18 protein-coding genes and 2 rRNA genes are annotated in these 22,302 nt (G+C 40.7%); 4 read left to right on the top strand and 16 right to left on the bottom strand.

Annotated elements, in window-relative coordinates; translation table 11 throughout:
* The first annotated feature begins 104 nt into the window (after window positions 1-104).
* Window positions 105-1,148 carry a 2,5-dihydroxypyridine 5,6-dioxygenase NicX family protein gene (locus tag BUB05_RS10160; protein WP_073049502.1) on the top strand — a complete coding sequence of 348 codons (1,044 nt, stop codon included), beginning with the start codon at window positions 105-107 and terminating at the stop codon, window positions 1,146-1,148.
* Window positions 1,149-1,205: 57 nt separating this feature from the next.
* On the opposite strand, the gene BUB05_RS10155 is transcribed toward BUB05_RS10160, so the two are convergent.
* From BUB05_RS10155 to BUB05_RS10140, 4 genes are all read right to left on the bottom strand, one after another.
* Window positions 1,206-2,645, bottom strand: coding sequence for an aminoacyl-histidine dipeptidase (locus BUB05_RS10155; protein WP_073049501.1), 1,440 nt, complete (start codon window positions 2,643-2,645; stop codon window positions 1,206-1,208).
* Between the two features lie 244 nt (window positions 2,646-2,889).
* The gene (locus BUB05_RS10150) at window positions 2,890-4,143 is read right to left on the bottom strand and encodes a coproporphyrinogen-III oxidase family protein (protein WP_073049500.1); all 1,254 of its coding nucleotides are present in this window, start codon (window positions 4,141-4,143) and stop codon (window positions 2,890-2,892) included.
* Window positions 4,144-4,186: 43 nt separating this feature from the next.
* Window positions 4,187-4,447, bottom strand: coding sequence for an SHOCT domain-containing protein (locus tag BUB05_RS10145; protein WP_094762841.1), 261 nt, complete (start codon window positions 4,445-4,447; stop codon window positions 4,187-4,189).
* A 99-nt stretch (window positions 4,448-4,546) separates the two neighbouring features.
* Complete coding sequence (locus tag BUB05_RS10140) at window positions 4,547-5,458, bottom strand: DMT family transporter (RefSeq protein WP_073049498.1); 912 nt, start codon at window positions 5,456-5,458, stop codon at window positions 4,547-4,549.
* A gap of 119 nt (window positions 5,459-5,577) precedes the next feature.
* Here BUB05_RS10140 and BUB05_RS10135 point away from each other — a divergent pair, with 119 nt between their 5' ends.
* Complete coding sequence (locus BUB05_RS10135) at window positions 5,578-6,741, top strand: PucR family transcriptional regulator (protein ID WP_073049497.1); 1,164 nt, start codon at window positions 5,578-5,580, stop codon at window positions 6,739-6,741.
* A gap of 98 nt (window positions 6,742-6,839) precedes the next feature.
* Here the strand turns inward: BUB05_RS10135 and BUB05_RS10130 are convergent, their stop codons facing one another.
* From BUB05_RS10130 to BUB05_RS10085, 10 genes are all read right to left on the bottom strand, one after another.
* Window positions 6,840-8,984 carry a type IA DNA topoisomerase gene (locus BUB05_RS10130; RefSeq protein ID WP_073049496.1) on the bottom strand — a complete coding sequence of 715 codons (2,145 nt, stop codon included), beginning with the start codon at window positions 8,982-8,984 and terminating at the stop codon, window positions 6,840-6,842.
* 10 nt (window positions 8,985-8,994) lie between these two features.
* On the bottom strand, window positions 8,995-9,399 hold the full coding sequence (locus BUB05_RS10125; protein ID WP_073049495.1) for a molybdenum cofactor biosynthesis protein MoaE: 405 nt from the start codon (window positions 9,397-9,399) through the stop codon (window positions 8,995-8,997).
* Between the two features lie 180 nt (window positions 9,400-9,579).
* Entirely contained in the window at window positions 9,580-11,934 is a 2,355-nt protein-coding gene (gene nrdJ, locus BUB05_RS10120) for a ribonucleoside-triphosphate reductase, adenosylcobalamin-dependent (RefSeq protein WP_073049494.1), read from the bottom strand.
* Window positions 11,935-12,174: 240 nt separating this feature from the next.
* Entirely contained in the window at window positions 12,175-12,885 is a 711-nt protein-coding gene (locus tag BUB05_RS10115; RefSeq protein WP_073049493.1) for a uracil-DNA glycosylase, read from the bottom strand.
* A 46-nt stretch (window positions 12,886-12,931) separates the two neighbouring features.
* Window positions 12,932-13,726, bottom strand: coding sequence for a M55 family metallopeptidase (locus BUB05_RS10110; RefSeq protein WP_073049492.1), 795 nt, complete (start codon window positions 13,724-13,726; stop codon window positions 12,932-12,934).
* 47 nt (window positions 13,727-13,773) lie between these two features.
* On the bottom strand, window positions 13,774-14,622 hold the full coding sequence (gene dapF / locus BUB05_RS10105; RefSeq protein ID WP_073049491.1) for a diaminopimelate epimerase: 849 nt from the start codon (window positions 14,620-14,622) through the stop codon (window positions 13,774-13,776).
* A 100-nt stretch (window positions 14,623-14,722) separates the two neighbouring features.
* Window positions 14,723-15,223, bottom strand: a complete 501-nt coding sequence (locus BUB05_RS10100) for a GNAT family N-acetyltransferase (protein ID WP_073049490.1) — start codon at window positions 15,221-15,223, stop codon at window positions 14,723-14,725.
* 53 nt (window positions 15,224-15,276) lie between these two features.
* Complete coding sequence (gene nhaC, locus BUB05_RS10095; RefSeq protein WP_073049489.1) at window positions 15,277-16,695, bottom strand: Na+/H+ antiporter NhaC; 1,419 nt, start codon at window positions 16,693-16,695, stop codon at window positions 15,277-15,279.
* 105 nt (window positions 16,696-16,800) lie between these two features.
* Complete coding sequence (locus tag BUB05_RS10090; RefSeq protein WP_073049488.1) at window positions 16,801-17,811, bottom strand: D-cysteine desulfhydrase family protein; 1,011 nt, start codon at window positions 17,809-17,811, stop codon at window positions 16,801-16,803.
* A gap of 178 nt (window positions 17,812-17,989) precedes the next feature.
* Entirely contained in the window at window positions 17,990-19,864 is a 1,875-nt protein-coding gene (locus BUB05_RS10085; RefSeq protein ID WP_073049563.1) for a sigma 54-interacting transcriptional regulator, read from the bottom strand.
* Between the two features lie 145 nt (window positions 19,865-20,009).
* On the opposite strand from BUB05_RS10085, the gene lysA reads away from it, so the two are divergent.
* Window positions 20,010-21,293: a diaminopimelate decarboxylase gene (lysA, locus tag BUB05_RS10080; protein ID WP_094762854.1), complete on the top strand. Its 1,284-nt coding sequence runs from the start codon at window positions 20,010-20,012 to the stop codon at window positions 21,291-21,293.
* Window positions 21,294-21,332: 39 nt separating this feature from the next.
* Window positions 21,333-21,743 (top strand): NUDIX hydrolase, encoded by a 411-nt coding sequence (locus BUB05_RS10075; protein ID WP_073049486.1) that lies wholly within the window; start codon window positions 21,333-21,335, stop codon window positions 21,741-21,743.
* Window positions 21,744-21,973: 230 nt separating this feature from the next.
* Here the strand turns inward: BUB05_RS10075 and rrf are convergent.
* Window positions 21,974-22,090: ribosomal RNA gene (rrf, locus tag BUB05_RS10070) — 5S ribosomal RNA — on the bottom strand.
* A gap of 49 nt (window positions 22,091-22,139) precedes the next feature.
* Window positions 22,140-22,302 (bottom strand): 23S ribosomal RNA (locus BUB05_RS10065); the annotation flags it as partial.

Genomic DNA, 22,302 nt, shown 5'->3' with positions numbered 1-22,302 from the left:
AAGAGGTCGTAGAAAGTTTCCTTAACCACGTAATACCAACGCTTCAAGGTATTACGCATTTTTAACTTTCTTAGACTATAATTAAATCCAAGGAGAATGGAATCATGGAAAATATATTTCAATATGAACTTAACAAAGCAGCACATATACTAGTAACTGAACTGGCGCTTGTTAAGCCGGGAGAAACCGTAGCGATAACAGCAGACACAATGAGCAGCGACACAATTATTGACGCTGTGGCAGGAGCAGTATTCACTGCCGGTGCAAAACCCATGGTTGTAAAGGTATCAACACCACTGGGAGTAGGCAAGGCAGCAGACAAAGACCTTCCCGTTGAGGCGCTGGGAGCTGCCATAGGTGCCAGCGACGTCTGGATAGAGCTTAACCATCAATGGGTACTCTATTCGACTGCCCACGAAATAGCCGTAGAAAAGAACAAGAATTTAAGACATCTTAACCTGGTTGAGATGAATTCGGACATGATGGTAAGACTCATAGGAAGGGTGCCTGTACAGATTCTTGTAAATTTCCAGACCAAGGTGTTTGAAATGACAAAGGCCGCAACCCATATGAGAATAACAACAGAATCAGGAACGGACCTGGAGTTTGACAATGACCACAAGTGTCCATTCTACAACGAACTTGGCGTAGCAGACCATCCTGGAAGCGTCTACCTTGCTGGACAGATCTGCTGGTTCCCTGTCAACGAAAGCATCAATGGTACCCTGGTCTTCGATGGTTCCATAACACCTCCCTGCGGAGTGCTCAGCCAACCAGTCAAGATGAAGGTTGAAAAGGGATATGTAACCGAAATAACGGGCGGTCCCCAGGCAGAAGAGTTCAGCAACTGGCTTACAAGCTTCAACGATCCGCTGATGTACAGGATGGCCCACGTATGTTTCGGTCTGCACCCAAATGCAAAACTCGGCGGCAATGTAATTGAGGATGAACGTATTTGGGGAGCTACGGAATGGGGAATGGGATATCTTCCTGCAGCTGATGCTCCGCCAAATGGTGTTGATGCTGCATCCCACACAGATGGAATATCTCTGAACTCATCAGTCTGGCTTGACGGGGTACAAATTCTCGACAAGGGAAAGTTTGTACATCCCGACCTCATTGAAATGTCCAAAATAATCACAGGTTAAACCCAAACACCACAAGGTATTTAATATATCTTGTGGTGTAATTTTTCACGGTAATTCTTATTTGATATCTTTCAGTATGGCTTTTACAAGATTAAAGGTTCTTTCTGTTGAAGATATGCTAAGATGCTCTTCCGGTGTATGTATATCATACATGTCAGGCCCAATGGAAATTGCGTCCATGTCCGGAATCTTCTTCAGGAAGAATCCACATTCAAGTCCCGCATGTATTGCCATGACCTGAGGATTCTTTCCATATTCTTTCCTGAATACCTTAGTGGAAACATCCCTAATATATGATTCCTTTGCATATTCCCATCCCGGATAGAATGCTTTGGTTTCCACCACAAAGTCTGTCAGGCTTCCAAGCTGAACCATCTTGTCAACAAAATCATCTGTAAGCGATTCGATTGAACTCCTTGCTGCACATTTAATTGTCATTTTGTCATCTTCAATCTTGATTACACCTGGATTGTTGGATTGGATTACAAGATCTATTTCCTTGTTGATTTTAAGTGGTCCGTATGGAACAAGGTTTATCAACGACAGATAGCTTTCAAGAAATCTGTCCGTGAATACATTTCCAGGTTTATCTGCAAGCTCCTTTATTTCAACCTGTACACCTGGATCGGAAAAGACATATTCGTTCTCGAATATATTCTCGCTCTCCTGAATAGCAGCATGCAACCTCTCCGCATCATCTGTTGCAACTGCTGCAAAGGCTTCTCTAGGTATTGCATTGTCTGCTGTGCCGCCATTAATGCTTTCCACATCAACTATATCCTTTATCCTGTTAATGACTCTTCCCATTAGCTTGTTGGCATTTATTCTATCCAGATGAATATCAGCTCCCGAATGACCACCCTTCAGGCCCTTTATTACAATTTGGTACTTCTTGGAATATCTGCTTTTTCTTCTTTCAACATTACCATGAAAGTTTACAGTTACTCCTCCGGCACAACCAGTTGTAAAGACACCTTCTCCTTCACTGTCAAGGTTTAAAAGAATTCTCCCGTCTATGACTGAAGGGTCAAGATTCATGGCTCCTGTCATGCCTGTCTCTTCATCAGAAGTAAGCAAAACCTCAATTGGAGGATGGTGGATATCCTCCGATTCAAGAATAGCCATGGTCATGGCTATTGCAACTCCATTATCTCCTCCCAGGGTTGTACCATCTGCGTAAATGAAATCATCCCTGACTTCCAGTTTTATAGGATCAGTCATGAAGTCATGTGCGGAATCTTCATTTTTCTCACAAACCATATCCAAATGACCCTGGAGAACAACTGTTGGAGCATTTTCATATCCCTTGGTGCCCTCTTTGTATACAACTACATTATGCACATCGTCCTGGTAACTTTTAAAACCCCTTTCTTCCGCCCAATTTACAATGTAATCACTAATAGCTTTTTCATTAGTCGATCCTCTTGGTATTTTTGAAATCTCCTCAAAATTATAAAAAACTCTTTCAGGCTTTAATCCTTCCAATACTCTACTCATATTGACCTCCCATCAATTTCAATTTTCATGGTGTTTTCTATCTTTTATTTTATCATTTGTTCGAAATAATTTATTTGTAAATCACACAATATATCCCATCTAATTTATGTAATTTATACATCTATGCATTCTTGCATAAAATTTCAAAAGAGATTAGGTTAACTCAATAACCTAATCTCTTTTTGCTGCGTTTCAACAAATATTGAATTCTGGAATTCCGTTCGATTTGTTGAATTCCATAATGCTATTTTAGTACTATTCTATCAGGAAATGCCACCTTCCTTGAAATATTCCACATCTTGTCAATGTATGAAGTTGTATAAACCTGCTCGATATAATGGTAAATATACGCAGCCTTGTCTGTTATTTCATACCTGTTCCCTTTTCTTCGGCAAAACCCTGCCTTCTCCGCCAGGAAGAATTCCAAGCCGAACATCTTGTTAAGCGGGGTTCCTATTATCTTTTCGAATTTATCCAGATGGATCTTCATTGAATATGCACCCCAGAACAGATAGTAGACAGCTCTCTGTCTTTTTGTGAAGCTTGTTGTCAGCGACGTAGGCAAGAGCCCTGCATCGACTCTCTTTATATAATCATCTATTGAAAATGTGTTTATCTTAAAACTGTCCTTCAGAAGGCTTGTTGCCGATACTCCAAATCCAAGAAAGGTATCTCTAGTAACCGATGAATATTTCTTCGTATTCCTTTTGGCAAAAGTCCACACGGAGGTCCTTTCCATATCCATCTCCGCACTGGATCTTACAAGGTCACTGAGCATTCTCTTCTTCACTTTTTCAGGCATGGGCTTGTATTCATTATCGGCAAATGTAAAGTCGATGAAGGGATATGTTGACACCTGAGTAGCTCCATTGTCAAAGGCAGTCTTGATGTCTTTTGCCAGTATTTCCGAAGTCTGTCCAGGGATTGCAAAGATAAGGTCAACATCCACTGCATCGAAGTCGTAATTGTTGACCATCCCTAGTTTCTCCTTGAAATTGTCATTGCTTCTCCCAAGCTTCCTGAGACAGTCATCATCAAAGGATTGAATGCCAAGGCTTACCATGTTAACTCCTGCCGATTTTAGCTTTTTCAAATTCATATCTGAAATATCTGAAGGATGAAGCTCAACTCCTATTCCTTCCGATATGACAAAATACCGCTTCAATTTCCCAATGATTTCTTCTAGACCATCTATCATTAAGGCAGGCGTTCCCCCTCCGAAATATAGGCTGGTTGCCTTTTTAGGTCCCGTCATATGTCTGCATGCAATATCTATTTCTTTCAACAAGGCTGTTTTATAATCCGCCGCCCTCTTTTCGTCATACTCTTCCTTGCAGTAGGGACAAAAATCGCATATGGACCTGCAAAATGGAATATGCACATAAAGACCTAGGTCATCAAGGTCTTCAAATTCCAGATTGTTATCAAAATTGCCTTCAAAAATAAAAGGTTTAAACGAACGGGTCAGCAATACCCTCAACATCGATGTAAGAAACATTTGTCACCTCCCGGATGTATTTGGAATCAGAGAATCCGTACTATCATTCTTCCAGAACCGCCTTCCTGCTTCTAAACTCTTCCTCGTCAATTTCTCCCCTTGCATATCTTTCCCTGAGAACGGTCATGGCAGTATCTTCTCTGCTACCTTGCTGGTTCCACATCGTATAGTACTTTTTGAAAAGTCTGAGCACAATAAAAATTACAACAGCCCAGAAAAGAAGATAAAGAACCATGGAAATCAGTCCAAGCCACCAGGTTCCTCCGTTTAACAATTCACCGTTTGGTCCGTAAAAAGGATGCATGATATTACCTCCAGATTTAGGATTTCAATTGCGAATATCAATTATGCTATACTCTATTATACCCGTCACTGAAAATATTAGCAAAAATAAAAGAAGCAATTACTTTGTTTTATTCATATCTCCTGCTATTTCTGATAATCCATCTGCTTCTCCACTGCCCTTTAATTCAATGACCAGTATGGATCCAAAGATTATTACACAACCGCCAATCATCCTTGGTGTAAATATCTCATGCATGAAGATTACCGACAATATGCTGCCGAATACCGCTTCCAGGCTCATTATTATTGCTGCATGGGTTGATTTGGTATACTTCTGCCCCAGTGTCTGCAGGAAGTAAGCTATTCCTGAACAGAAAACACCCAGGTAAAGAATCATTGCAATGACTCCAATGGAGGGCGCAACTTCAATCTTTTCAAACATCAAGGACATGGCCGAAGCCATAATTGCAACAGTTCCAAACTGTGTTACGGATATTTTCACAGGAGAACTGTCCTTGACAAAATGCTCCGTAGTCAGGATATGCCCTGCAAAAAATACCGAGCTGAGCATGGTCAGAGAATCCCCATATCCCATGGAAAAACCTTCCTTCAATGTAAGAAGTCCAATTCCTATAAAGCATGCAAATGCCCCTATGAACGATTTATTGTCAGGTTTTTTCCTTGTTAACGCCCATACACAGAAAGGTACGAAAATAACATAGGTCGCCGCCAGAAAAGCCTGTTTTCCAGGTTCAGTATACTTAAGTGCCACCAGCTGAGTTGCAAAAGCAATAAAAAGCATAGTCCCGACACATAAGCCTCCCTTAATGTCTTTCCTGTCTATTGTTTTAAGATCCTTTCTGAATATTGTTCCCATCAGCAAAGTTGCCAATATGAATCTAAAAGAAATGATGCTGAACGGCGGCAAAGACTCCAATGACACCTTTGATGTTACGAATGTGGTTCCCCACAGAAGGGCAACCACAAACAGAATTAAATCCGCTTGTAAACTGCTGATATTCTTCTTCATAAATTATAAATCCTCCTAAATATTAATTTAAGTCTAACATAAATATTCATTTCAATCATTGTGTGTTGTATAATAATATTAGTTAATATATGTGAAACGAACAATGGCTGGAGGTTTATATGTCTATAAAAATAAAAGACGCCCTGTCTCTTGAATATCTGGAGGAATTCAAGCTTATAGCAGGTAAGGATGGCTTGAACAATACTGTAACAACTGTAGGAATACTTGATCATGAGATAATTGAAGATCTTATGCACATATTTGTTGAAGGCGAGTTTCTTTTGTCCACATTAAGTGTAGCCAGAGACGATGTGAATCTTGTATTTGATGCAATCAAATCACTCATTGAACGAAAAGCTGCAGGTCTTGCTTTCAAGACTGTATACTACGATACTTTGCCTGATTATATACTTGATTACGCAAATGAGAACAACTTCCCCGTCTTCACCTTCGATCCGTCCATCTTCATAGAGAATATAATAAACACCTTATTCAGCAGCATCAAATCCAGAGGAATCCACGACCTTCTGGAGGCCAAACTTGAGACACTGTTCCAAGGTGTAGTAACGGACTATACAGTAGAAAAGATAGCACTTGAACTCAATGATGATTTTCAACATTTTCACCAGGTCATATATTGCCAGGAAAAACGTTATGTATCGCAGGACAACTCAATTAGAATTGTTGAAAAGTTTTCAAGGATGAAAAACATATCTCCACACCACAGTATATTCAAGTTCAGAAGCGGAACCGTCATGATACTAACCGCCAGCAAACTAAACGAAAGATCAATGAAACTGGAATCCCAATATATAATGGACCTTTTGAGCATCACAGAAAGCGACTACACTATAGGCAGAAGCAGCCTTAAGAAAAATCTCATGAATATGGACCAGTCGCTTAAGGAAAGCTACTACGCCTTTGAAGCTGCTGTCATAAAACAGGTTAGTTCAGCAAATTATGAAGATATCGGACTCTACCAGTTCTTGATACCGTTACTGAAGGATCCCTGGGCCAAACGATTCTCCGACAGACTCATCGAACCAATTATTGATTACGACTTGAAATACAATGCCCACCTGATGGAAACCATCAGCCTCTATTTCGACAACGGCTGCAACACCCAGAAGGTGTCAGAACTTGTCTTCCAGCACAAGAATACTGTACTATACAGGATAAGGAAAGTAAAGGAGCTTCTCGGTCCCTTTTCCAGCGACCAGGATTTCAACGAACAAATGTCCATGGCATTGAAGATTCACAAGATCAACCAGTTGAATATATAACAGGGTTATAGATGATTCCCATAGGCTGCTTTAACATCACAAAAAAAGCTTATACAAGTAACAATGTACTTCCATAAGCTTTTATCAAATCTGCACAATTATAGTATTAGCTGAATTTCTTTTTCTTCATTTAACACTATATTAATATTCTCGAGCTTGGTTCCCGATCTGGAAACCAGGCCTTCAACATTCTCAAGCCTTCCATCCTTAAGGAGCTTTTCAACCTGGTCTTCCTCCAGGAGTTTGCCACATAAGGGAGATATCTTGAAACTGCATCCCTTTCTATAGCCTGAGCAACTGTAAAATTCACCATATTTGCTTTTCACCTTGAATACGTTGGAATTACACAGGGGACACTTGAGTTTCGACTCTCTGTCATCCACATAATCACTCTTGCCGATTTTCCTGTTCGTACCTTCGATATCTTTGCATGACTTCTTATACAGGTTGATGATTCCACCCATGAATTTCCTGGGCTCCATTTCTCCCTTCTCAACCTTGTGAAGGGCCAGCTGCATTCTTCCTGTAAACTCTGCATTCTTGAGTTCATCTACTGGAAAAACTTCAATTAGTTCCTTGCCCTTCTCTGTAGGAACAAGGTTCTTCTTGTCGAGCTTTATATATTTTGTCGTTATTAGCTTCTTGATTATTCCTGCCCTTGTTGCTGCAGTTCCTATTCCCTTGTTGGACATGATTTCCTTTATGTCGTCATCGGTTACCTTTCTGCCGCAGGTTCTCATGAAGCCAAGTATCGTTGCCTCCGTATATCTCTTTGGCGGACTGGTCTTGACCTCCTTGGGCTCGCATTCCACCCTCCTGAGAACATCACCCACTTCAAGCTTGGGAAGTACGACGTCTTTGTGTTCAAGTCCGTACACAGCCTTCCATCCGGGAGACTTTTCAACATTACCATTCACCTTGAAGATAAGATCTCCACAGCTTAGCTGGACTTCCGTCACCTCGTTTTCAGCCGGAGGATGGAGCACTGAAGCCACCCTGTTGACAACGGATTCATATACAAGCCTGTCCCTTTCACTGAGTTTTGAAACATCAGGCATTTCAGTAGTCGGAGTAATAGCTGTATGGGATTCAACCTTTTCATCACACACGACCCTCTTGTTTTCCTTGAATGGATGCTTGACAAGAAGAGGATACTGACCGGCCAATGCACTTAGCATCTTCTTGAAATCAGGAACATCGGATTTTGTTATATACCTTGATGATGTCCTTGGGTATGTCAGGTGTCCCTTTTCATAAAGCTTCTGACATATTGCCAAAGTTTCATCGGGACTTATGCTGTGGTTCTTGCTCATGTCCATCTGCAGTGCAGTCTGGTCGTACAACGGCTCCGAATATTTCTTCTTCTTTTTCACATCACATGAAACAATTTTTCCTTCATCAGGCAATTTGCTAATGATGCTTTCAACCAGCCCAAGGTCATCATAGTTCTCATCCTTTGCCGTCATTTCAACCTTTTCATTGTCTTTGCTGAAAACACCCTTTATATGGTAATATTTCATTGACTTAAAATTCACTATTTGATTCTCTATTTTAACGATTTCACTGAGTACTGCAGTTTGAACCCTTCCCACAGACAAGATTTCCTTGTTGTAGTTGTTCAGAGATATTGTGGTCTTTGCCGTCAGTGCTGCTCCCAATAACCAGTCTGAATACATCCTGCACTTTCCGGCCATTTCCTGATTCTCGTACTTCTTGTTGTCTTCCATGTTCTTCAGGGCTTTCAGCAGTTGACTTTCCGCATGGGAATCTACCCAGAGCCGCTTTATTGGCTTGTCGTGCTTTATCTTCTCTTCAATATTTTTGAATATGTTGCTTCCTTCAAGATCGGCATCACATCCGTTGACGACCAGTGACACGTCTTCCCTTGTCATTTCAGACTGGATGGTATCAAATAGATCCTTGCTTCCAGGCATCACCTTGGTCTTGAAGGGCTTGGGAACATATGGAAAGGGTATGTTCCTCCAGTTCCTGTAGGACGGGTTGTAGTCCATTGCACTGAAAAGGGTGACCAGATGACCTGAAGCAAAACAAATGATATACTTGTCGTTTTCAAGCTTTTTCATTCTGCCAAGTATGGAGTGGTATTTCTGCTCATTCTTTGAATAACCTGCTTCATCTATAAGTACCCCCGTATTCAATTTGAAGTCTCCAAGAAACTTCCTTCCTGTAGCGGCAATCTTGCATGCTACAGACTTTTTCTCTACTACGATCAATGTTTTCATAAATTAAAAACTATTTCTTCTCGATTTCCATTACACATTCATTCTTGATCTTTCCTACAAGGAACTGAAGTGCATCAATAACATGGGGTCTGATATCCCCGCCTATGAGTACATACATGATATCATCACCCACATCAAGGGTTCCTTCGTTAAGCCACGTTCTGACATGGAATATTCCATCCATTTTATATGTTTCCGCGACGGCAGCATCCACTTTTTCAGCATCATAGCCAAATTCCATTCCAGTCACCACTGACCCGTCATCTATACCCTCTCTCACCTGTACCTTAGGGGTTACCCTTACGGTTCCGTTGTGCACCAGAAACATTCCCGACTTAATGGCATTGGGGTCCGCCTTTGCTTCCTTCAGCCACTTGTCTATTGATGGAGATTCTTTCTTTTTATTATCATTCATGACTTTCACCTCTTATTATAATTTGTCTTTTATATTCGTTCATAGTCATATGCTATTGCAATTATCACATATTAAATTATTTTATCATAAATTACAGTTTGAAAACAAATAAAACCCTGCACTGTAAAAAATCCGAGAAACAAATCCCGGATTTTTTGATATTTGTATTTTGACAGTCTCCTATCTTATAGGGCAGATTCCATTCTCGCACCCTTCAGTTCCTATGTCTAGGTCTGTTTCGTACGTCTCATATTTGCTAAGCAACGATGGAATGAAAGGCTTCATATCGCCTATTCTTCTGTTGTACTCCTCTTCATCTATGGCCTCGTATGGAAGAAGCTCGTAGAAGCTGTCGTCCAACGGCAGGAATGAAAGCGCAACTATGTCATCCCAGTTTTCCCATACCCAGTCTTCAACAAGTTCCCACTCGTGGTCTCTTACGTGAACTGTGATTGAGCAGTTGTGGTTTACATAGTTCTCCATGAAAAGCTTGTAGTTTTCAAGCTGCTCAAGGGCCGTTACATCATACTTTGTTCTTCCGTCAGGCGATTTTACCGGGAATTCTATTACCTTTGTAGTGCAAGTTGCCTCGTCCTGTCCAACTTCAGGGAATATCGGATATTCCAGCTCCTCACATACCTTTACAAGTGGATCGTGAGCATTTATTCTTACCCTTCTTACATAGTATGGAGAGTGTGAATAGTGAACTCCGCTTGATACTGTAGGAAGCTGTGACAGTGTTCCTTCAGGTTTTACTGTTGTTACAAGGATAGGCTCTCCTTCACCAATCTGGCTTGCATATTTTGCAGCTTCGTCGTTTGCAGTTTTCTTAAGCTGTCTAAGAATCTCAGCCTGCTCCTTTACATCAAGGCCAAGAGCATTTACCATATCCTGCCATCCAGTCATTGAACATCCTGTAAGCTTGTCTCTTTGTTGAACAGCATCCCATGCAGGTATTTCAAGCTCTACGCATGTCATTCTATAGGCAGCTCTTACTGAAAGCTTCTGCGCCTCAAGAAGGCCATCCAGGTCAAGGTTGTTATTTTCATCAACAAAGGCGAATACATTTATTGTAGTAAGATTGCATAGACCGTTTGAATCAAGGAGTATCTCGCCGCATGGGTTTACTCCGTTCATGTTCTCTCTTCTCTTGCTACCTGCTTCCGCATTTACCCATCCAGGCTCTCCCGAATATCTCATCTGCTGGATCTGCCAATGAAGTGTTTCCCTCTTTGGCTTTTCATTGTAGTAAATTGAATTGTTTGACATCTGTCTGTGGATTATGTCCTTGTCAACTATCCACTGTCCGTCTATCTGCTTGTAAAGCTTGCTCTTGGCTTCAATGCATTCCCTGTCATCTGAATCTATAAGAACAATCTCTGCAGTTCTTCTAACTCCACCTACAACTACATTTTCACCTATTATGTTTGATATATCCAAGCAGTCTATGGATTTAAGCTTCACTCTTACCTTGTCTTCGATTGTTCCTCTCTTCTTGAGGATCTTGTCTATCTTAAGGAACATGTTCTTGAGGCTCGTATGTCCACTTGCCGTTCCTCCAAAGGTTCTAAGCTGCTCTCCCTTTGGTCTTACATTGTCAAAGTTGATTATGATTGTTTTTATGTTTCTATATTCATTGCTGTGAATTATGTCGAAAAAGTATCCAAGGGACTGTACCCAGCCTTCCTTGCTGTCTCCGACTATTATCTTTACAGTATTGTTGTAGAGGAACTCAAGACTTGTGTTGTCTTCTCTCTTGTCTATTTCAATTGGCGTAAAGTCTTCATGCACTATCTCAAAATCGGTTCTCACCTTTGGAAGCTTGGCTACGTCATTCTTAAGGACCCTCACTCCAACTCCTGAACCTATCATCAGCAAATAGAAAAGGTCCCTGAAGGATCTGAAGCTGTCTATTACCTGGAAGGCACAGTTGAAGTTGGCCATTGGATAATGCTTGGCTACCGGTGTTCCTCCAACCCAGAATGTTCTTCCAGAGAGGAACTGCCTGAGATTGAATATATTGTCATAAAGCTTTTCCGCTTCGTTCTTTGTAGTGGCAACAAGGCTGCAGTTGTATTCTACTGCTCTTCTTACAGTCTCCCACCAGTATTCCCTTCTTCTCTCTTCCCTTAGCCATCTTGAATAAGTCCTGTAGTAGACGAAATTTCCAAGCTGGTGCATTGGCGACTGCCTGTGCTTGTACCTGCTTATGAATTCTTCACTTAGCAGTCTTCCGTCCCTTCTCTTTCTCGCATCTCTTGACTTGTCTCTTTCATACCGGTACAGGATATATCTTTTGGCAACATCCTTTCGGACACTTTCCATCAATCTATCTTCTACCATATCCTGTATTCTTTCAACAGGGGTAGGTTGATCCTTGGCTGATATTTCTTCCTGAATTTTGTCTGCTATGGACTGGGCAAGCTCCACATCTGCTCCATCCTTTGTTTCATTCATCGCCTTGATTATTGCATTTACTATCTTTTCACTTCTAAACTCTACTTCTTCGCCGGTTCTTTTAAAAATACGAGCCATCGTTGCCCTCCCAATATATTGTGTTGGCGTAAAAAAAACAATCCTTCAAATACTATATATTGTACCATTAGGATTATTTTCAGTCAAATCAACTCATAGGATTTTGCCATTTCTCCAAAGCCTTATAATCACTTATTTATACGACATTTGCATATTTATGAAAAATTTTGCACTTGGTAAAAGCCTTGTTTTTCAACATTTTCCTGGAATTGATTTTTTTTATTGTTTTTTTGATTTTTTTTATATCCATTTTATTATGTCCCATGTATCCCTGAAGCATCTGCTCTTTAGGAAGTCGTCGTCATACTTTGACGAACACATCATGGGGTGTCTGCTTTCACAGAAATTGCCGTATTTGATATATTTCTTCCTTCCCTGGGCCTGCTTGCCCCAGAGGAACCATGTTATGTCTCTGTTTTCCTTTGATATATACTGTAAAAGTTCATTGCTGAAGTTTTCCCATATCTTTGTATGGCTTCCGGGAACACCCGACTCTACCGTAAAATAGGTGTTCAACAAAAGCACTCCCTGCTTTTCCCAGGACTTGAATATCTCAGTAGGAGGCAGAATGCTAAACTCTTCATTCCTTATTTCCTTCTGAATTTCTGAAAACTTTTTAATGTCTTCGTAGCTGTCGGCTTTTCTGCTGTCCTTGTGCAGCAGCCTCACTATATTCTTGAGGGACACCTGTCTGAACTTATCGTTCCAGCTGATGAGATCTCCCACTTCGAAGCATCTACCCGTTGCCCTACCCTTTTCGGGGTAAGGATCCTGTCCAAGTATTACAACCTTCACCCCTGAAAGATCGTTCTCCATAAACCTTAAGACATTTTCAGGCTCAGGATTAATATTATGCCCTATTTTTTCTGTAATTTCAAGTATTTCATTGTTGATTTTTTCATCAAGAAACCCGTTCCAGCTTTCATGATGATTTTCCGGATATATATTCATATTTTCTCCTATTGCTTATTTGAATATGCAAATTGTATAGTTGATTCTATAGAACGAACATATTGGTCGTCAGCATTTCCCTGATGGTGGAAGCCGTGTACCGTACCTTCCTTGACGACTCCTGCTTTACTCCAGGGTAAAATGAAGCACGATAAGCATCCTCATGTTTCTTGTATTCGATTTTCACTTCAAACTTCTCTGGTATGTTTATCTTGCATTTATCAATGTTCCTGAGAGCTTCCACAGTTTTTTTCTTTAAGAGGTCAAGGGCATCTGCCTGGGAAAGGCTTATTACGCCCCCTCCTATACCTTCTTTTAGAGGTGCTATTGAAATCTTACTGTTAAACCATTCAGCCCATTCGCATATCATGCGGTCTCCGCTGAGCATTATTACCGGCACTCCAAGGTCTGCAGCAGCATAGACATGGAGAAGGTATTCAGAACACACCATGCCGTTTATAGTGATTTTACCGATATCAGGATTCATGGTATGTGAAAGTGGACTTCCATCCATAGATGCTGCCGAATGATATCCTATGAATATTGCTCCGTCATATGTTTCATCAAGTCCCTGCACCATTGAAAGAGGACCGCCTGTCCAGCTTCTTACTATCTTCACTCCCTTTGGAAGTTCGTCATAAAAGATGTTTTTTCCGGAATCATGGGCATCCTTGACTGTCACCTCGCTTACGCCGTTTTCAAATAAGGTTTCACATACCATCTTCACCTCACGAGTCATCTCTCTCGCAGCCCTTTCATGCTCATGGCTGTCAAGCTCCGTCTCTGGCCATGACACTATTCCCGCACATCCTTCCATATCAGCACTGATAAATATCTTCATAACACACCTCGGTTTTTATTGTAGCTTGGTAATCTTTTCTGCATGAATTACAGTACCAGATCCTCGTCCTCCACTGTACCTTCTGCAACTATGTTGGTATCTCCTATGAGCATGAGCCTTGTTATCTCATTTTCCTCATTTGTCCCTATCTCTATGAAAAGTTCTCCTCCCGGAACACATATCTTTATCTTGTTGCTCTTTACAAGCTCCTTAAGATACAAGACTACACCTACAGATGCAGAGCCTGTACCGCATGCAAGGGTGAAATCCTCTACTCCTCTTTCATAAGTTCTGACAACTGCTGCTGAATCTCCGGTTATGTCATAGAAGTTGATATTTGCTCCCTTTGGGAATATTTCATGGTATCTGAGATACTTGCCCAGGTTGAATATATCTTCTCTTGAAATGTCTTCAAGTCCCTTGTACTCTATTACTCCATGAGGTACTCCCGGATTTCCAAGCTCCACATAGGATATTGTGTAGTCAACTCCGTCAATTGTTGCTATCTTGTCAAACTCTACTATCTCGGGATTGTTGAGGGCAACAGCCACAAGCCTTCCTTCCTCAATCTCTCCCTCTACATTGCCCGCTGTAGTTTCAAATGTCATTTTCTTTCCTGCTATTCCGTTGGTATAGGCAAATCTTGTCATGCACCTTGCACCATTTCCGCACATTTCTCCAATGCTTCCATCAGCATTGATGAATACCATTCTGAAATCCGCATCTCCGTCCGCCTTGTTTACAGCCATGAGTCCGTCTGCACCGATGGAAAGCTTTCTTGTGCACAGTCTCTTTGCCATTTCCTGCAGTTTTTCAACGGAAAATCCGTATTCCCTGTTGTCCATTACTATGAAATCATTTCCCAGTCCCTGCATTTTCGTATATTTTATCTTCATAATCTGGTCTCCCTTCAGTTGTTATCGTATCAGTAATCTCTACCTTATATTTAACCAAATAAAGGAGCTTAATTCAAGCTCCTTTATAAATATTTCATTTCTATTTATTTTTTAGTGTCAGCACCATGTCGTACCATTTGGCTCCGCCATGGACTGAATCTGAAACACCCAAACTTTTGTATCCAAAACTTTCATAATATCCTATAAGGTGGTCCTTGCATGTCAATATTACAGATTCCTTGTTTTCCTGTTTTCCAAATTCAATGAAATGGTTCATGAGTCTTCTAGCATATCCCTTGTGCTGGTAGTCAGGATGTACATCAAGACCGAAAATCACAAGATTTTTCCCGTCATCGCTGTGAAGATCCATGGTTTCAAAGAACTCATCCTTGATTTCCGTGTCGTCTGTAGATCCTCCATTTACAAATCCAATTACCTTTCCTTCGATTTCTCCTACAAAAAATCCCTTTGTATATACTGAAAGCCTTTCTTCCAGGGCTTCCCTTGTTGCCGCTTCTGCTGCAGGGAAGCAGGTAGCTTCTATGTCCTTCACACTGTCAAGGTCCTTCATTGTTGCCGTTCTTATTTTAAACTCTGCCATCTTTCACCTCTTGTATGAATCATGTCTCAACATGTAAATTTTTACTATTTTGCCTAGACAATCTCTTTCTCTTCAGAATCGTCCAGCTTCTTCATTGTAATACCTGTAGCGGCATAAATCAATGAAAACAATGGAGAAATCCATGACAGAAGACAGAATGGTACAAATGCAGCTACTGAAGCTCCAAGCATTGTGGCACCGAATATTGCATTTGCATTCCAGGGAATGAGCCATGCTCCAAGGGTACCGCTGTCCTCGAGAAGTCTTGAAAGGTTCTCAGGTGCAAGCTTGTTTCTTTTGAATATGGGCTTCATGATCGTTCCGGGAACTATTTCCGCAAGAAGCATTGACGATCCTATCATATTTGTCGTGTATCCAATTATTAGAGTATAGAGGACGGTCTTGAATCTTGATCCTTCACAGTTGTTTGCCATAGGCTTCACAAGGGCGCCAAGTATCCCAGATTCGCTTAGCATTCCAGTGATTGCAGCTGCTGCGAAAACTATTAGGAATGAACTTATCATACTCATGATTCCACCTCTGTTTAGGAGCTTGTCAATATATGTAAGTCCGCTGTCTATGGAATATCCGTCATAGAGGTATCCCAAAAGTGCATTTATGCTTTCTCCCTGTCTGAAAAATGCTACTAGAAGTCCCATGAACGTTCCTGAAAGGAGTGCTATTATAGGAGGTGCCTTTCTAACGAGAAGCACAATTACTATCGCTAGGGGAATAAGCTCAATAACGGAGAATTTGAATATTCCACTCAAGGCTTCTATTGTGTTGTTTACTATTGTTGGATCGTAAGCTGTTGCGTCGAACTTCATTCCCATGAATCCAAAGATGATTGCACATATTACGTATGCAGGCATGGTAGTAAGCGTCATGTGCTTCACATGTGTCATGAGTGGCGTTCCCGTAACTGCCGCAGCCAGGTTTGTTGTGTCCGACAGAGGTGACATCTTGTCTCCGAAGGCCGCTCCCGATATAACTGCTCCTGCAGTCATTCCAACAGGTACTCCAAGGGCGTTTCCTATACCCACCATTGCTAGACCTGCTGTACCGATTGTTCCCCATGATGTTCCTGTTGCCAAGGATGTGAATGAACAAACCAATAGAGTAGTCAACAAAAATGCCTTAGGTGATATTACCTTCAGTCCAAGTACGATTATAAGCGGTACGGTTCCACTTGCTATAAGTGCCGCTATCATGGTTCCAACTATAAGTATAATGAAATTGGCTTCAAGTGATTCCATTACAACCTTCCATCCAAATTCCTGGGTTTCCTTGTATGTGTACCCCGTCTTCATGACAAGTGGCACAGTAAAGAGCCAAGCCAATACAAACATCGTTTCGATTGCCGCTCCGAATACAATTGCTCCACCAAGTACAAATAAGAATACCAAACCTACTACCAGTGCTGCATAACCGAATGAAATGTTCTTCCCTCTTTCCAAAATTGATTCAGACATAAATTCCTCCTAAATTTAATAATTAATATATTATAAGTGCTTTGCCATCAACACTTACTATCGTTTAGCTGAAATAATTCTTAAACATTCATTGATATTTGACTGTTAAATGGTTGCCTTCTCTCCGATTTCAAAATTAAACTGCTCCATTTTAGGAAACAATCCGTACAGTCCGCCTGTATGTATGAATAGTATGTTTTCATACCTGTCAAAGGTTCCCTTCTTTATTTCGTTGTAGAGTCCGTACATCGCCTTTCCTGTATATACAGGATCAAGAATTATTCCTTCCTCTTTTGAAAATTCCAGTATGAAATCAAGCTCTTCTGCCCTGCTTAAAGCATAGCCTTCTCCCACATATCCGTCTATTATTTTAATATCATCTTTTGAATAGTCTACAGGTTCATCTGTGTATTGGAAGGATTCCTTAAGAATCTTGTCCACTGCATTCTTGAAATACTCGTCATCATCGCATACATTGAAACCAAAAACATCTGCATCATTTCCAGCAATCCTGTTGGCGTAAAACAGTCCTGCATATGTTCCACCAGAACCTACTGCCGTCACTACTGCATCAAACTTGATTTCCATTTCCTTTTCCTGTTCAAGAATTTCATTCATAGCATTGAAGTATCCGAAGGTTCCTATTCCATTTGATGCCCCCTCGGGAATGATATATGCCTTGTGGCCCTTCTCATCCAGTTTCTTCTTAATTTCAGCCATTATCTCCATCCTGCTGCTTGAATATTCCTCTGCAGTTATGAACTTGATTTCCGCTCCAAGCATTCTGTCAAGGAAACAGTTTCCTTCGAGATGCTTTTCTCCCTTGTCTCTCAGAACCAGATATGACTTAAGGCCCAGCCTTGCAGCTACTGCGGCAGTCGCCCTGGCGTGATTGGACTGTATACCTCCACAGGTTATGAGATAGTCAGCTCCCGATTCAAGTGCCTCCATGACAGTATATTCAAGCTTTCTCACCTTGTTTCCAGAATATTCCATCCCTGTCTGGTCGTCTCTTTTGATGTAGATATTGTATCCTTCAAATTTCTGTGAAAACCTTTCAAGCTTCTCAATCCTTGTTGGAAGGTTTGCAATCAATTTTCTTGATGGTAGATTCATAATGATGTCCTCCTGATCTTGTTAACAAATTTCTTTTTCAAGTTTTTACTTTCACCTGCAAATAAATAGTGCAATTCTCATGCCAACTATCAGGTCTTGAAAACTGCACTTATTTTCATGCTTTTCCATTTTTTTGGAAAACAAATATTTATTTAATGCCCACAGCCTTTAATTTCAGCTATTCCATATTTTTGGAACAATTTCCATTTTTTTGGACAATATTGATGTCATATTCCTTTATTTTATTGTAAAGGGAGGATTTTTTGATATTCAAGTCCTTCATTACGCTTTTCAGATCATAATCATAGAAAATCAAGGCTTCAATGATGACCCTTTTCTCCGCTTCCTTAGCATAGTATTTTAGATCCCTGAACACGTTTCTGGTTTCAACGCTTTCATTCTCAAATATGAGGCTGTCTGAAGTTATTATCTCTTCGTGCGTGAGGTTAACCGCCCTCTCCAAAATGTTTTCAAGCTCCCTTATGTTTCCCGGGAAGGAATATGCCTTGAGCCTGGACAGAGCACTGTGAGACACATTTTTCAAATCGACACCGGCCTTTATGCAGGCCTTAGGAAGAAGTTTCTCCACCAGCAATTCAATATCGTCCTTCATTTCCCTCAGTGAAGGCATATTGATTGACAGAACATTGAGCCTGTAGTACAAATCCTTCCTGAAACGTCCCTCCTTGACCGCATTTTCAAGGCTTATGTTGGTAGCAGCTATAACTCTTACATCAACCTCTATTTCCCTGTCTCCACCCAGTCTGAAGAATCTCTTTTCCTGGATGATCTTCAGAAGCTTAGCCTGAAGGTAGATATTCATGTCACCTATTTCGTCAAGGAAGATTGTACCCTCATGGGCAAGCTCAAACATTCCCTTCTTCCCCTTCCTGCTGGCTCCTGTGAATGCTCCCTGTTCATAGCCGAATAATTCGCTTTCAAGAAGGTTTTCGGGTATGGAAGAACAATTGATGCTGATGAAGGGAAAATCCCCTCTGGGGCTGTTCTCATGAATCTCCCTGGCAAGTAGAGACTTGCCCGTGCCGCTTTCTCCCAGTATCAAGAGGTTGGAATTGGAACCGGAGGCTTTTCCCGCCATTTCCTTCACCTGCCTGATTTTTCCGCTTCGTCCTATTATGGCCGGGAATTTATCAACAAAGCCGCTGCCTGAACCTATGCTTTTTTGAAGCTTGTTCAGCTGTGTCAGAACATAATCCTTTTCCTTCATAGCCCTTTCAATATTTGACAGGTTTTCCACAATCAGAATGGCTCCCTTGATCTTTCCGCCATCTATTGGTTTTATGCTGCAAAGAGTCGGCATGTTGTTGAACTTGTCAAATTTCTTGACATAATCAACAGCCTCTCCTCCAGCCACCTTTCCCAGTGCCTCCATGGTGCTGTTTGGCTGGAAAACTTCGCTTATTTTCCTGCCTATAAGTTCTCTAAGCCTGTAATATCTGCCTTTGCCTCTGAATGGATTTCCCTCCAAAAGCTCTCTGGGTGTCTCCTTTCTTGAAGTATATCCAAGGGATTGTACAAACTTGAGTTTTCCCGTTTTTCCATCTACAACTATCATGTTTGAAATTGCATAGAAATAGTCAAGTCGGTAGGATTCCTCTCCATATCCTATCTCTATATACTTGTCAATATCGTCTATGACTACGTTGAAAAAAATGTTTTCAAACTCTATTGAGTAATCCTGGATGTCAGAATACACATGTTCGTGAATACAGTATGGATCCATATCTTCAAACAAGTACTTTCCTGCAATCACAAAGGAATGACCGTATTCTATTTTTCCTCTAAATCCAAGTTTTCTCAATACTTCAGCATTCAGATACCCATCATCGGCACCAAGGCTGTTTGTAGCAATGCAGACAATATCCCCTTCCTCCAGTTTTCCTTCAGGATGGTCTATTGTTCCAGTATCCATGAAGCCAAATATTTCCCTGGCCGCATTGTTTATGAGCTGAATCCTTTCTTCACTGTCAATGAGGACAATACCCTCCGACAATGCATCATAGATTGTTTTGCTTACCCTGTTTAACATCATATCTCCCGCAATGTTTAATATTTTGACCTTTATTATATCATTATAAAAAAATATTTTAAATAATTTGTTTTTGGCACGGTTTTCGCATATGAAATATGGTAAAATCATGAGGAGATATATTATGTTAGAAATAAAAAGGAGACCAATTATGTTTGAAATCAAAAACAATGAGTTGTTCATAGACCAATGTTCAACTATAGAACTGGCAAAAAAATATGATACACCGCTATACGTTTATTCTGAAAACAAGATTGTTGAAAACCTGAAAGAAATCAAGGATGCTTTCATAAACAAGTATCCAAACACCCATGCAGCATATGCATGCAAGGCGTTCTGTACCCTCTACATGTGCAAGCTTATGGAACAGGAGGGCTTCTGGCTTGATGTTGTAAGCGGAGGAGAGCTGTATACCGCCATAAAGGCAGGATTCCCCATGGAGCATATAGAATTCAACGGAAACAACAAGACGAGAGCAGAGCTCGAGCTTGCTCTTGACAACAATATCGGAAGAATCGTAGTTGACAATGTATCCGAGCTTTACTTCCTTGAAAAGCTTTGTGTGGAAAAGAATACTACAACAAAGATACTTTTCAGGATTACTCCAAACGTATCCGCTGATACCCACGAATATATCACGACGGGAAAGAAGGATTCCAAATTCGGAATACCGCTTGATGATGAAATTGTATACCCGGCTATAAAGTATGCCATCGATTCCGAAGTTTTTGATTTTCTTGGATTCCATTTCCATGTCGGCTCTCAACTTCACGACAACAGCACACATGTTGCTGCTCTTGAAGTTATACTTAACCTGTTGAAGGATACAAAGGAAAAATTCGGCTACGATGTTAAGGATTTCAACATGGGTGGGGGATTCGGAATCAAGTATACAGATGCCGACAAACCTATTCCAATTTCAGAATTTGTGGATCCTGTAATGGAAAAACTCATATCATTCTGCGAAGAGAACAATCTTAAGATGCCTGCAGTATCAATGGAGCCTGGAAGGTTCATAGTAGGCGAAGCTGGAATTCAGCTTTATACAATAGGTAATATAAAGGAAATCCCGGGTATCAGAACCTATGCAGCAGTGGATGGTGGAATGACTGATAATGTAAGACCTGGTCTCTACGGTGCCAAGTATGAGGGTCTCATAGCAAACAAGGCTGAAGAGGAAAAGGATGCAACCGTATATATCAGCGGAAAGTGCTGCGAATCAACAGATATTATAATTAAGGACTTCAAGTGTCCACAACCTGAATTCGGAGATATACTGGCTGTATTTTCCACAGGAGCCTACGGCTACTCAATGGCCAACAACTACAACAAAAATCCTATCCCTGCGGTAGTGGTTGTAAAGGACGGAGAATCAAAACTCATCGTGAAAAGACAATCTTATGATGACATGATCATGAATGAAGTGTTATAATTAGTGTAAGCTAAAATAAAACACTTGAGAGGTGATGACATGTTTAGAGTGATTGTAAAAGCTATAATTATTAACAACAAAAGGATTCTCACTGTAAAGAGAGCCTCCGCTGAAGAGTTTGCACCGGACAGGTGGGAGTTTCCAGGAGGAAGACTTGAAAAAGGCGAAGGAATCAAAGAAGGCCTTTTGAGAGAAATCAAAGAAGAAACAGGACTTGATTGTGAAATAATTAGAATTCTTTATGCTTCTGATTTTACCAGCGAACATACTGGAGACAGCAAAATTCTTGCCTATCTGTGTTCTACTGATGATTATGAAGTTGTACTTTCACATGAACATGACGATTACAAATGGGCAGATAAGCATGAAATGAGACAAATCATCTTCAGTGAAATACTTGATGACCTTGAAACCCACCATATTCTTGAACTTGAAGAACTGAACAACTAAAATCAATATAATGAATTAAATAACAAGGGTCTGTTGCACTAACTTCCATTAGTGCAACAGACCCTTTTATTCTAATTGCTGTCTTATGCAAATAATCACTCTTTATTATGTAAATATTTTATTATATAACTGTTTCCCTTGCAATAAAGTAAAAATATCTAGCTTGCTTTACATTTAGGTTGAAATTCTTACATAAAAAAAGAAACATCATTTAGATGTTTCTTTTTCAGAACCGGCGACGTCCTACTTTCCCAGGCAGTCACCCACCAAGTATCATCAGCGCTGAAGAGCTTAACTTCTGTGTTCGGTATGGGAACAGGTGTGACCTCTTCGCTATTGTCACCAGATCATATAAAGGTATAGAACCTTCAAAACTACACAAGAAAGAAGATATTTCTGGCCAAGACCTCGACCTATTAGTATCGCTCAGCTGAACACATTACTGCGCTTACACCTGCGACCTATCAACCAGGTGGTCTTCCTGGGGTCTTACTCCATAAAGGATGGGAAATCTTATCTTAAGGGATGCTTCGCGCTTAGATGCCTTCAGCGCTTATCA

Source organism: Dethiosulfatibacter aminovorans DSM 17477 (assembly GCF_900142005.1).
Lineage (GTDB): Bacteria > Bacillota > Clostridia > Tissierellales > Dethiosulfatibacteraceae > Dethiosulfatibacter > Dethiosulfatibacter aminovorans.
This window is presented reverse-complemented; position numbering and strand designations above follow the sequence as displayed.

Excerpts from the sequence above, each read along its gene's own strand:
- BUB05_RS10110 (WP_073049492.1), bottom strand. The coding sequence starts at position 13,726 with ATGAAGATATTTATCAGTGCTGATATGGAAGGATGTGCGGGAATAGTG.
- BUB05_RS10155 (WP_073049501.1), bottom strand. The coding sequence starts at position 2,645 with ATGAGTAGAGTATTGGAAGGATTAAAGCCTGAAAGAGTTTTTTATAAT.
- nhaC (WP_073049489.1), bottom strand. The coding sequence starts at position 16,695 with ATGTCTGAATCAATTTTGGAAAGAGGGAAGAACATTTCATTCGGTTAT.
- BUB05_RS10100 (WP_073049490.1), bottom strand. The coding sequence starts at position 15,223 with ATGGCAGAGTTTAAAATAAGAACGGCAACAATGAAGGACCTTGACAGT.
- BUB05_RS10140 (WP_073049498.1), bottom strand. The coding sequence starts at position 5,458 with ATGAAGAAGAATATCAGCAGTTTACAAGCGGATTTAATTCTGTTTGTG.
- BUB05_RS10090 (WP_073049488.1), bottom strand. The coding sequence starts at position 17,811 with ATGAATCTACCATCAAGAAAATTGATTGCAAACCTTCCAACAAGGATT.
- BUB05_RS10085 (WP_073049563.1), bottom strand. The coding sequence starts at position 19,864 with ATGATGTTAAACAGGGTAAGCAAAACAATCTATGATGCATTGTCGGAG.
- nrdJ (WP_073049494.1), bottom strand. The coding sequence starts at position 11,934 with ATGGCTCGTATTTTTAAAAGAACCGGCGAAGAAGTAGAGTTTAGAAGT.
- BUB05_RS10115 (WP_073049493.1), bottom strand. The coding sequence starts at position 12,885 with ATGAATATATATCCGGAAAATCATCATGAAAGCTGGAACGGGTTTCTT.
- BUB05_RS10125 (WP_073049495.1), bottom strand. The coding sequence starts at position 9,399 with ATGAATGATAATAAAAAGAAAGAATCTCCATCAATAGACAAGTGGCTG.
- dapF (WP_073049491.1), bottom strand. The coding sequence starts at position 14,622 with ATGAAGATAAAATATACGAAAATGCAGGGACTGGGAAATGATTTCATA.
- BUB05_RS10145 (WP_094762841.1), bottom strand. The coding sequence starts at position 4,447 with ATGCATCCTTTTTACGGACCAAACGGTGAATTGTTAAACGGAGGAACC.
- BUB05_RS10130 (WP_073049496.1), bottom strand. The coding sequence starts at position 8,984 with ATGAAAACATTGATCGTAGTAGAGAAAAAGTCTGTAGCATGCAAGATT.
- BUB05_RS10150 (WP_073049500.1), bottom strand. The coding sequence starts at position 4,143 with ATGTTTCTTACATCGATGTTGAGGGTATTGCTGACCCGTTCGTTTAAA.
- BUB05_RS10135 (WP_073049497.1), top strand. The coding sequence starts at position 5,578 with ATGTCTATAAAAATAAAAGACGCCCTGTCTCTTGAATATCTGGAGGAA.
- BUB05_RS10160 (WP_073049502.1), top strand. The coding sequence starts at position 105 with ATGGAAAATATATTTCAATATGAACTTAACAAAGCAGCACATATACTA.
- BUB05_RS10075 (WP_073049486.1), top strand. The coding sequence starts at position 21,333 with ATGTTTAGAGTGATTGTAAAAGCTATAATTATTAACAACAAAAGGATT.